Origin of the sequence: Flavobacterium sp. 9 (genome assembly GCF_002754195.1) — a bacterium.
Taxonomy (GTDB): domain Bacteria; phylum Bacteroidota; class Bacteroidia; order Flavobacteriales; family Flavobacteriaceae; genus Flavobacterium.
Genome location: NZ_PEEU01000001.1, coordinates 792,441 through 805,419, shown reverse-complemented (window position 1 = coordinate 805,419; position 12,979 = coordinate 792,441). Strand labels below are relative to the sequence as shown.

Sequence of the window (12,979 nt, the reverse complement as noted above, 5' to 3'; positions counted from 1 at the left end):
TTCTGTAGAAAAAATAAACATTTCAATAGCATTAATAATAAAAAATAAAATTTAGAATGAATTTATTTAAAGGAACAATAATTACAATACTTTTTTTCTTATCACTAAATGCAAATTCGCAATCAATCAGATCTATATCAGGTAGAGTTGTTAATTCAAAAAATGAACCGGCTTTTGGAAATGTAGTAGCACTTTCTGTAACTGATTCTACTGTTATTAAAGGGAGTAGTTTCTTAGATGGAAAATTAGTACTAACGGACATAAACAGGGAAGATGTAATTATTAAACTAACTTCAATAGAGTTTGCCGATACTTTTATAAATGTGAAATATAAGGATAAAGCAAATGTTGAATTGGGAAACATCAAGGTAAAAGAAAATCATCTTGAGCTTAATGAGGTCAAGGTAAGTTCAAAAGTTTCTTTAGTTCGACAAAAAGCAGATGGGACGCTTGAAGTTAAAGTGGCCAATACGATGCTTGCTGCCAGTAACTCTCTGAGTGAAATATTAAGCAAATCGCCAAGTCTGGTTGTAGATGCAAATGGGATTTCTGTTTTTGGCAGAGGACAGGCCGTACTTTATTTAAATGGCGTAAAAATTACCAGTGAGCAGTTTGCTGCTATACCAGTTTCTCAAATAGATAAAATAGAAATTATATCCAACCCATCTGCCAAATACGATGCGGAGGGAAATGCTGTTGTAAATATTAGGACGAAAAGAAATGTAGAAGCAGGTTATAAAGGCTTTGTAAATCAAAATGTTAGTTATTCAGACTTTGCCGGATTCAACACTTTTACGAGCTCTAACTTAAATTATAAAACAGGTAAACTTTCTCTTTTAGGGAACTATTCTCTTCAGTTGGGCAAGGATCGGGAAATATTAAAGACGACCAGAAATAGAGATGCTCAGGCAGACTTTTTAAACTCTGATTTAAAAACAGATTGGAAGAGGAACTTAGACAACTATTCTAATTATGGAGTAGGAATGCAATATGACATCAATGACAAAAACTACATTTCAGCAGAATATAGCGGCTATCTTGAAAAATTAGGAGGGAACCAGGAAAGTGTCAACAAGATTACAAATGATTCAGGTACAGGGTTATATACGAGTGATATTAAAAAGGATAATTCAACTTATTACAATTCGTTATCAGTAAATTATAATTCAGTTCTGGACACAATAGGATCCTCACTTTTTATTGGTACGCAATCTTCTGGTTATAAATATGATATTAACGATCTGATATTTGCAAAAAGTGAAGGAAACAATGCTTCTTCAGAGGTCCTTAAAAATTTAATAGATCATAAAATATTCATTTCCAGTACTCAAATAGATTATACAAAAGTATTAAGTAGCGGAAGTATATGGGAAACAGGTGCTAAAATTAGTTATGTGGATAACAAATCTGTTTTAGATTTTTATAGTTCTCCTGATGGGCAGCAATTTACCAAGGAAGATTCTCTTTCAAGTGACTTCAAATATGTAGAAAATATTTCGGCAGCTTATTTGAATTACAGGGGTAAGTTTAATGACAGATTTTCTTATTCAATAGGAGCAAGGGCAGAATTAACGGATTTTTCATTAACAGTAGCGTCTGATCAAGGACAACAGGTAATAAAAGACAACTATTTGGATGTGTTCCCAAATGCTTCGTTAAATATAAAATTATCAGATAAAATCAGTTTAAATACTTCGTACTCGTCAAGAATAAATAGAGTATCCTACAGATTACTTAATCCTAATGTCATATACCAGGATCAATTTACTTCTATACAGGGTAATCCGGATCTGGTTCCTGAAAAATCTCAGTCTTTAGAAATGAGTACGAATTATAATAGTTATAGTTTCAAAATAGGTTACGACTATACTACCAATCCAATCGATGCAGCTGCATTAAGAGGCAGCGATCCTAACAGCTATGTTTTAAAAGGAATTAATTTAAAAGAAAGACATAATTACTTTTTAAACATTTCAAAAAGTATTTCCAACAAATGGTTAACGTCTACAAACAATGTAAGTGTTCGTTATACTAATTTAATCGACGATCAGTATAATTTTCAAGTAATGTCTCCAAGACCACAAATCTACTTGTATAGCAATAACACAATTAATGTTAAGAATTTATTTAATATTGAGGTTTTGGCCTGGTATCTGGGCGAAAAATATTATGGACTATATTATGATAAAAGCAGATACAATGTAACTATTGGTTTAGAAAAAAGCTTTTTTGATAAGTCATTAAGATGTCGATTAATTGCCAATGATATATTTCATTCTATCATAGCTTCCGGTGACTATAATGTAGGTGAAACTCAGATATATTATAATCGAGAGTACAATACCAGTTATGTTAGAGTTGCCTTGTCTTACAACTTTGGAAAACTTAAAAAAATAACGTACAAAAATACATCAACAGGAGAATCTGAAAATGATAGAGGGAGATAAAAAAGTTATTTGCTTTAAATAATTATCGAAATACATACGGTAATTGAAAGAGCAGGATTTAAATGATAATCGCCAATGCATAAGATTCTCATTCTAAAAAAATCTTGTAATAAGAATGTAAAAAAAGTTATTTAACGCTTAAAAAAAACAATCACATGCAATTATTCTTACTTCATTTTGCCGGAGGAAATTGTTATTCCTATGATTTTTTGAAAAGAAAGATAAAGGATAAAAAGGTCAGCATATATGCTTTAGAACTTCCGGGCAGGGGAAAAAGACATAATGAAAATCTTGTATTAAATAAAAAAGAAGCGATACAGGATTACGTGGCGCAAATAAAAAATTTAAGAAATAAGGAACCTTACATTATTTACGGGCATAGTATGGGAGCCACATTAGGGTTTTCAGTTGTCAAAGAAATGGAACAGCAAAATGATGCTCCATTACAATTAGTGGTCTCAGGAAACGCCGGACCGGGACTAAAAGTATTTGATAAAAATGATTCTGAAATAAAAAAATATAGGTACGCATTACCGGATTCGGAATTTAAAGATGTGCTTAGAGAGTTGGGCGGTATTCCTGAAGAAGTACTGGAGCACAAAGAATTGTATGATTTCTTTGGCCCAATTATCAGAGCAGATTTTCAAGTTCTGGAAACAGGCGGATTTATAGAGCAAAATATTAAAATAGATTGTCCAATACATGCCATAATGGGCGAGAGCGAAAAAAGAGCTCATCTCATTGATAATTGGAAAAATTATACTACAGCCAATTTTAAAAGCTTAACGTTACCGGGAAATCATTTTTTTATACACGAGTATCCCGAAGAAATAGCCAGCATACTAGTAAAATGTGCGAATAGCGAGCAGTTAACAATTTAATAATTAAGATTAAAACAAATTTAAAGATGTTAAAATTAAAACCTAAAGAAATATTTTATCTGCTACTGTATGCGATTCCAAATACAGTTTTAAGCTTTGGTATAGTCTATATTATTAATAATATATTGGCTGGAAAAGAGAGTTTCCTGAAAGATTATATGGGAATAGTTTTTGTTTCCATAATAGTGTACAGCTATTTATTGAATGTTATTTTTCAAAAAAGACTGAACAAATTTTCTTTTAAACTGCTTTATGACAATGAAAAACATATTTTTTCGCAGATTTTAAAAGCACCCTTACAAAGACTTGAAAAACTGGGTTCTCAGCGTTTTTTCACCGCGGTAGAAGATTTGCGTACTTTTTCTTTTTTACCCTATACCGTAACGCACACCGTAAATTCCTTATTAATGCTGGTGTTGTGTTTGGTTTATATGTTCACGCTTTCAACGCTTTCTGCCTTAATTGTGATTGCACTTATTGTTCTGGTTGCAGGATGTTATTTTTTAGTCATGAATTCCATGTCAAAACAAGTAGCTCAATTAAGAGGATATAATGAGAATTATTACAAATATGTAGACGATGTAATGAAAGGATTTAAGGAATTAAAACTAAGTTTTTTTCGAAGAGAAAGCCTTATGAATAATTTTCTGATTCCAAATAGAAATCAATCTATGGATTTGGATTTTAAAATTAATTACATCTTTTTGTCCATCAATCTAATAAGTCAATATGGATTGTACTTTGTTGTAGCTGTAATTCTTTTTATTCTTCCAGAAATGGGATTATTGTCAAGAGCAGACGTTATCTCTTATGTAGTCATTATATTGTTCATATCGGGACCAATCAATAACATAATCAACTTGCAACAAATGTATACCAGATTTATGGTGGCAAATGCAAGAATAAAAAAGTTTATTAAAGATTTTGAAATTGTCGATGATACCTATAATTCGAAGTCCGGGGAAAATCATGACTTTCAATCGTTAACTTTTAAGGACATTACATTTTCGTATCATAATGAAAGTGAAGAAACGGCTTCGTTTACTTCAGGTCCAATAAATTTTGAGATAAAACAAGGAGAAATCATCTTTATAGTAGGAGGTAACGGATCCGGTAAAAGTACCTTTATAAATTTATTGACAGGTTTATACAAACCTACTGGCGGTTCTATGGTCATGAATGGAGTGGAGAAAGTAGATGTTACTGAAATAACACAAAGTTTAATTTCGGCAGTATTTACAGACAATCACCTGTTCTCTCATAATTATGATGAGTACAAACTTGAAAATAACGCGGAATATGTTGAGTTGTTAAAAACAATGCAACTAAATGGCATTGTTGAAAATGACAAAGAAGAATCTGCCAGAAGAAGATTCTCCAAAGGTCAAAGTAAACGTATGTCGCTAATTTTTGCCTTGCTGGAAAATAAACCGGTTTTGGTACTTGACGAATGGGCTGCAGATCAGGATCCTCATTTTAGAAAATACTTCTACGAACAATTATTGCCAAAACTTAAAGGCGAAGGAAAAACAATTATAGCGGTGACACACGATGATGCTTATTTTCATCTTGCAGATAGAATTGTAAAATTTGATTACGGAAATATCGTCAGAGATTTAAAAACAACTACAAAAGAAGAACTAAGTGAAAATCTTTGGGTTTAACACTTTTGTCTAAATGCCTGAGCGGATAAGGCATTTTTATAGTTTTCAAATCAATGAAGAAGATAGAGAATCTTAGTCTTAATAATTGTTTTAATAATAAAAAAATGAAACTCACACTTCCACAGCAAGATGTTTATTTTGAGCAATTGATGTATCCTGAAGATCCTATTTATAATATAGGAGCAAAAATAATCATCGAAGGATCTATAGTTTACGAAGTATTAAATAAGGCTTACATAGCCCTCATAAATCAGCATGATACTTATAGAAGTATTCTCAATCAACTGGATGAAGAGGTAAGAATTCAAACTATTGAAGAGCACGTTATGGCATTGGAATTTGTTGATTTTTCATCAAAAGAAAATGCAGATGCGGAGGCAAATGAATTCATGCAAAACACGTTTGAAATCCCTTTTCAATTAAATGAAAAAAAAGCACTGCATAAATTTATTCTTGTAAAAGTAGATGAGGAACTTCATTATTTATTCTCTGTATATCATCATATTATAACGGATGGATGGGGAACTTCATTGATGTTTCAAAGATTGGTAAAAAACTATAATGAACTCTCAAGTTTCGGGAAAGTAGAAACGGAATATCCTTTTACGTATAAGGATTTTATTGAAGACGATAGCGCGTATGCCGTCTCAGAGGATTATGAAGATGATAAGTTATATTGGAAAGAAAAATTTGAAAGTCTTCCTGAAAGATTATTTGAAAAAATTGACCAAAACAGCAAACCAAATCAAAGTAAAAGAAGAGAAATAATAATCAAGCGCGCTGTTTATAATCAATTAGAACAAGTTGGTAAAGATTTAGGAGCGACAACATTTCATGTAATTTTAGGAGCCTTGTATCTTTATTTTGGCAGAAAACATCAAAATAAAGATTTTGCAATAGGGCTTCCGGTATTAAACAGAGGCAAATCGATATTCAAAAAAACGGTGGGATTATTCATGGGCGTTTCACCATTGCGAATTCAATTTGATTTTGAGGATAATTTCGGCGATCTGGTAAAAAATATCAAGCAACAATTGCGACAAGATTATCGCCATCAGCGATTTCCATTAGGAAAGTTGATTAAAGAACTGGAATTATTTCAGGAAAAAGACAGGCTTTTTAATATCACTTTATCTTATGAAAAACAAAATTATGCGGATCATTTTGTCAATTCAGAGACAAGAGTAGTACCATTATCACATCAATCTGAACGTGTTGCTTTAGCCATTTACATTCGGGAATTTGATGAGTCGGAAGATGTTAAAATTGACTTTGATTATAATATAAATTATTTTAGTGAATCTGATAGTCTCAAAATGGTAACTCATTTTGAAAACTTACTTTCTGCTGTAATTAGTAACCCAGTCGAGTTACTTTCAAAATATCAATATATTACAGAATCAGAAAGACAGGAAATAGTAGAGAACTTCAATAAAACACAATTCAGTTATCCTTGTGAGGCTACTTTTATAACGCTTTTTAATGAGCATGTAAACAAAAATCCGCAAAGAATTGCATTAGTAGACGAGCACAGAGCGTATACTTATAGCGAGTTAGATTTACTGTCAAATAAAATAGCAGCTTATTTACAGAAAAGAAATAGAGAGAAAGATTCTGCTCCAATTGCGGTTTTAATGAATCGTTCGGCTAATCTTGTAGTTACCTTACTAGGGATATTAAAGTCAGGCAACGCTTATATTCCGTTAGATCCTTCTTTTCCAAAAGATCGCTTAGAGTATATTATTGAACATAGTGGCGTACAACAAATTATAGCAACTCAAAGTCTAAAACACAATCTGAATCTAGAGGACAGAATTATAGATATTGAAGTTATTGTAAAGGAAGAAATTAATTTAGAACAAACAGAATCGGCAAAAATATCGGCTTTAGCCACTGCCTATATTATCTATACATCGGGATCTACAGGAAACCCTAAAGGAGTCGCAATAAGTCATCAATCATTACTGAATTTTTTAATCAGTATACAGCATCAGCCTAAAATAGAAGCAGGCGATTATTTATTTTCGGTAACAACACAATCCTTCGATATTTCTATACTTGAATTTTTTGCGCCGTTAATTTCGGGAGCTAAATTATATATAGCAAGTCAGGAACTTTTATCAGATCCTTTGGCTATTGTTACAAAGTTAAAAGAGCTTGAACCGAGTATAATTCAGGCAACACCAAGTTTTTACCAAATGCTTTATAATGCAGGATGGAAAGGAAATAAAACACTCAAAATTTTATGCGGAGGCGATTTACTAAGTGAAGCATTAGCCGAAATGTTACTAGAAACCAATGCCGAATTATGGAATATGTATGGGCCAACAGAAACTACAATTTGGTCCAGCTGTAAAAAAATAACTCAGGCAAAAGAAGCTTCAAATATTGGTAAACCTATTCACAACACTCAATTGTATATTCTCGATGATTGTATGCAATTGCTGCCTGTTGGTAGTGTTGGAACTATTTATATTGGTGGCGACGGATTAGCGCAGGGATATTTTAAAAACGAAGCGTTAACCAACGAAAAATTCATTCAAAATGCATTCAATAAAAAAGAGAGAATGTATAATACAGGTGATTTAGGAAAATGGAATGAAAAGGGCGAAATAGAATTTCTGGGACGCAACGATAATCAGGTGAAAATAAGAGGATATCGCATTGAACTTGGAGAAATCGAAACGAAGTTAAACCAAATCGAAAATATTAAAGAAGCTATAGTAATTGCTCAACAAAGTGCAGGACAGGAAGCGGTGTTAATTGCCTATGTAATTGTACAAACTGGTACGTTTAATACTCTCGCGATTATCAATACATTGAGAGAAGAATTACCGGAATATATGATTCCTCATGCACTATTTTCTTTAGATGAATTTCCGTTAACACCCAATAAAAAAGTAGATAGAAAGGCTCTCTCACAAACTAAAATAGCGACAGAGAAAGTAATGCTTTCTTATGAAAAGCCGACTACAGAAATCGAAATTAAGATCTGTAACTTTTATCAGGAAGTATTAGGAATAAAGACAGAAATTGGCATTACGGATAATTTTTTTCAGCTTGGCGGTCACTCTCTAAATGCGGTGAAATTAATAAACAGTATAGATGAAAAATTGCATTACAGAATAACCTTAAAAGATATTTTTGACTATCCTACCGTACAAAAATTAGCGAAGTATCTTGAGAAAAAACAAACCGTACAATCTAGTGCTATTATACCAGTAGCTGAGCGTTTGTATTATGAAATTACCTCTTCTCAATATAACATCTGGCTTGCATCGCAATTAGAAGAAAAATCGATATCCTATAATATGTCGGCAGTATTCAAAATACGAGGTCAAATTCAAAAAAAGGTTTTAGATCAGGTGTTTTTGGAATTGCAAAAAAAGCATGAAATATTAAGGACAAATTTTGTTGAAATAGAAGGTATTCCTCATCAAAAAATTTCTTCTGAGATCGTACAGATATCAATTGATGAATTCTTATATGAAGAAAAAGAAAGGATAAAGTCGATACATGATTATGTAAACAGAGCATTTGATTTAGAAAATGAAACGCTTCTGAGAGTGGCGTTATTTCATCAGAAAAACGGAGATTCTTATTTGGTATTTTGCACGCATCATATCATTATGGATGGCTGGTCATTAGAAATTTTAGTAAATGAGTTTGTAAACAAATACAAGCAAATCGAGAACGAGGAAAGTTTACAGGATCACAAATTGATGTTTCAATTCAAGGATTATGTCGCGTGGTATCAAGAGCAGCTGAAAAACACTAATGAGGCGAATTTAAAATTCTGGAACAAATATCTGGATGGATATTCCTGGAAAAACAATATTCCTTTTGACAGGGAAGACTATGAAGAGAAACATATAGGAGCTGATCATGATTTTGTGTTTGATTCCATTAAATTTTCGGAATTAAATGAATTTGCACAACAGCAAAACATTTCACTTCACACACTTTTGGTGGGTACATTTAGTATGCTCGTGCACAAAATGTATGGAGAAGAAGATTTTTGTATCGGTACCATAAATTCCGGAAGAACCCATTCTGAATTGCACAATCAGCTTGGAATGTTTGCGAAAACTTTGCCTTTAAGGAATCGTATAAAATCAGAAAATAGTCTTAGTGAAATACTAAAAGAAACGCACCAAAATCTATTAGTGATAGATGAACACCAAGATATTCCTGAAAGCGTACAGAACAAATTACGATTAGATGTATTGTTGGTATTGCAAAATCCTTCTTTTAGCTATACAAACATTTCTGTCAATGAAAATCTACAATTGCAAATAATGCCTATGAGTGCGTCTTATAGCAGACTTCCGCTGTTAATCAACTTTGTGGTAAACGAAGGAAATGTATCTGGTACAATAAGTTATAATGCCACAAAATATGAAACAGCCACAATTGAGATAATTAAACTGAAATATGAAAAATTACTTCGGGAAATTGTAGAAAATGCAGACAAATCTTTAGAATCAATAGACATAAAATTAGCTATTGAAAAAGAGACAACAATAGATATAGGTTTCAACTTTTAACTTGAATAAATAGAAAAAAATATAACAAAAACATTATGAAATTAATAAGAACAATAACTACTATTTCTTTTTTATTTGCAATCCTCATCGGGAATTTACAAGCACAAAATGTGACTTTTGAAAAAAGTAAAGCTTTTATATCTCAATTCGAAAAAGCTGATCCGAAAAAAATTACTTGGGGATATCTTACCGTTCCTGAAACATGGGGAGCAAATGATGGTAAAACAATAAAAATTGCAGTAACCGTATTAAAAAAGAATTCGGCTTCAAAAGATTCGAACGCAATAGTTTTTATACAAGGTGGCCCGGGTGCAAGTGGTATTGATAATATATGGTTGTGGTCAAACCATCCTCTTCGCGAAAATAATGATATTGTATTGTTTGATGTTCGCGGAACAGGATATTCTCAACCAAGGTTAGATCAGGGACTAGGAAAGAAATTTTTAGAAATTCTGGCAAAGAATCAATCGGAAGAAGAAGATGAAAAGCAAAAAACAAATGCTGCAATGTCCTGCAAGCAAGATCTTATCAATAGAGGAATTAATATTGATGCTTATAATAGTGAAGCTGTTGCCAATGATCTTCATGCATTAAAGGCAGTTTTAAAATACAAAAACTGGAATGTATACGGGGTTTCATACGGAACATATATGGCGCAAGTATATGCAAATAATTTTGCGGGCGATGTAAAATCATTACTATTAGATTCGCCAGTTTATGATATTTCGACCTATTATGTAGAAAATACTTCTAATTATATGAATAGCTTACAGAAAGTATTTAAAATCTGTAAAAGCGACAAGATATATGATAAGCAATATCCTAATTTAGAAAAAATATACTATGAGGTAATTGCCGATTTAGAGAAAAATCCGCTTACAGTGGCTGTAGATAAAACATTAATACCTTCAGGTACATTTACTTATAATGCAGAAGATTTTAAAGTGGCCGTTCAACAAGCCTTATACAATAAAAAATTGGTAGAAGTTATTCCGTTGTTAATTTATCAGTTTCACGAAAGAAAAGGAGAATCTTTAGGAAACTTGGTCAGTGCTTTCTCTGCTTTACTGTCGATGGATTACGGCGTTTATTATTGTGTGAGTTGTAATGAGACACTTCCAAACAATGATTTTTCAAAATATGAACAAAATGCAGCACAATTCAAGGGATTAAATGGAGGAATTTCATTCTACAAATCTGATTTTAAAGTATGTGATGCATGGAATAGTAATCGTACAGTAACAAAAAAAGATTCTAACCTTTCTAATCTTTCAGCTGCTACATATCCCGTGTTGGTTTTTTCAGGTGAATTTGACCCAATTACGCCATTAGATAACGGAAAAAAAGTGGCGCAAAGATTCGGTAAAGCCAATTATATTGAAGCTAAAACATATGGTCACGTTCCTAGTTTTACAAAAATTGGATATCAGGTTGTAGAAAATTTCATCAATAATCCGAAACAGAAATTAGATCTTGATATATTTAATAAAGCCGATAAAGTTAAGCTTGTTACCGGAATTACGATTAACAAAGGAGTTTCTAAAACCGGTAAAAGTATTGGCGATCAAGATCCTATTTTTCTGTTTCCTTTAGTAACTGCCTTATTATTAATGCTGGGATTTGTTTTTGCATACCTTATAAAGTTAATAAAAAAGAGATATACCACGATTCAGGATAAAATTGTAAGGATTGGTGTAACGATTACTTCTATTATTGGATTAGTGCTTTTTGGGTGTTTGGTTATGGCAATTATAAAAGTCTCAGAGCAAAATTATTTCATTTTAGCATTTGGCTTGCCGGAAACCTTCAACTATATATTTCTGTTGGTGCTGGTATTTTTTGTGTGCCTGATTTTGACCTTGGTGTATTACATCTTAACCATAAAAAAAACCGATGCCAGAAGTGTCGTTTTCTCCGTGATTTTTTCAAACATATTGTTAGCAACTTATCTGTTTTATTGGGGAATAATATAAAATATATGAGCAGGACTAATAGCCTGTTTTGTATCAATTAGAAGAATATATATTTAAACAAAAAAAACTTTTTTATGATAAAAAATACAACTACAGAATATACAATCCTTTCTGAAAAATTTTTAGAATTTGAAGGCAATAAAGATATCCCTGCAAGAATAAATACTAATCATGACTCCGTTCCTGATGTCTTTAAAAGTTATAAATATCCTGTAAGCGGATGGCCGGTGCTTATCAATAAACAAATGACGGAAGAGCTAAAAGAACTTTCTATAAAAATTCCTGGTTTATTAAAACAAATACCCACTTTGTATTTTAAAGACGATATTAAAAAACTAGCGGAGTTTTATTTCGAAGGAGACGAAATGATGACAGAATTTGCAATGTTATGTCATAAAAAAGATCTTGAAATAGGCTGTAGATTAGATCTGACTTTTACCGAGGATGGATTTAAAGTTTTAGAAGCCAATATAGGATCTTCGATAGGAGGGTGGCAAATACAAAGTTTTGAATCCCTGATAAGGAATAATCATCCCCAATTGGTAAATAAAGATAAAATTCTGGATTATAAAGGAAGGAATACATTACAGATCTATATGGAATTCCTTATCGAACAAATAATTAAGCAGCTTGGAAAACAGAGTACCATTAACATATTTATGGAAATGGGAGATATCGAAGATGAATCTGAAAAACAGGAAAGCCTTAATTTTTTTGATAGCCTGTTTAAGGAAGAACTTGCCAATTTTGGGTTAAAAGGCGGAGCATATACAGGAGATATAAACTCATTGGTTCTCACAGATGGAAATTTATATTTAGAGGATAAAGTGATTCACAGTTTGATAGTTTTAGCAATGGGTATGAATGTTACGCCTGCCGTATTTAGAGCTTTTATGATGGACAGAATTTATCTTCCGGATCATCTTGGACTCAGAATGCTTGGTGATAAAAGAAACTTATCTATTTTATTGGAATTGGCTCAGAACGGAAAATTTTCACCGGACGAAAATGCATTAATACTAAAAAATATCCCGTGGACTTCGTTTATCGAAAATAAAAAAGTCATTTTCAAAGACTCAGAATATATTCTTCAGGAGTTATTAAAAACGGATAAAGATAAATTTGTGATAAAGGTTGCAAGAGGATTTCAAGGAAAAGATGTTTTTATAGGTAAATTTTCAACTGATAAAGAATGGGAAGAAGCACTGGAATTGGCAATGAAAAACAGTGCGTTTATTGCACAGGAATTTAGCGATTCATTAGATTTTTTGGCACCTAGTGCTAAAAATGAATGGACATTGCATAAACTTATCTGGGGGTCATTTGGTTTTGGTGATAGTTATGGAGGTGTTTGGGTAAGAATGTCAGAAGTGAAAACGGATGTTGGTGTGATTAATTCCGCGACTGGAGCCGTTGAAGCAATAGTGTTTGAGATTGCTAACTAATGTTATAGACAAAATACGGATA

6 protein-coding genes are annotated in these 12,979 nt (G+C 32.2%); all 6 read left to right on the top strand.

Annotated features, from left to right (window positions below; translation table 11 throughout):
• Positions 1 to 56: 56 nt before the first annotated feature.
• The 6 genes from CLU81_RS02990 to CLU81_RS02965 all read left to right on the top strand — a co-directional run bounded on the left by CLU81_RS02990 (position 57) and on the right by CLU81_RS02965 (position 12,957).
• On the top strand, positions 57 to 2,447 hold the full coding sequence (locus tag CLU81_RS02990) for an outer membrane beta-barrel protein (RefSeq protein ID WP_099708467.1): 2,391 nt from the start codon (positions 57 to 59) through the stop codon (positions 2,445 to 2,447).
• A 155-nt stretch (positions 2,448 to 2,602) separates the two neighbouring features.
• The gene (locus CLU81_RS02985; protein ID WP_099708466.1) at positions 2,603 to 3,328 is read left to right on the top strand and encodes a thioesterase II family protein; all 726 of its coding nucleotides are present in this window, start codon (positions 2,603 to 2,605) and stop codon (positions 3,326 to 3,328) included.
• A 26-nt stretch (positions 3,329 to 3,354) separates the two neighbouring features.
• A complete protein-coding gene (locus tag CLU81_RS02980) occupies positions 3,355 to 4,992 on the top strand; it encodes a cyclic peptide export ABC transporter (protein WP_099708465.1) in 1,638 nt (545 codons plus the stop codon).
• Between the two features lie 104 nt (positions 4,993 to 5,096).
• Complete coding sequence (locus CLU81_RS02975; protein WP_099708464.1) at positions 5,097 to 9,539, top strand: non-ribosomal peptide synthetase; 4,443 nt, start codon at positions 5,097 to 5,099, stop codon at positions 9,537 to 9,539.
• Between the two features lie 35 nt (positions 9,540 to 9,574).
• Complete coding sequence (locus tag CLU81_RS02970; protein WP_099708463.1) at positions 9,575 to 11,512, top strand: alpha/beta fold hydrolase; 1,938 nt, start codon at positions 9,575 to 9,577, stop codon at positions 11,510 to 11,512.
• A gap of 74 nt (positions 11,513 to 11,586) precedes the next feature.
• A complete protein-coding gene (locus CLU81_RS02965) occupies positions 11,587 to 12,957 on the top strand; it encodes a hypothetical protein (protein WP_099708462.1) in 1,371 nt (456 codons plus the stop codon).
• Positions 12,958 to 12,979: the final 22 nt, after the last annotated feature.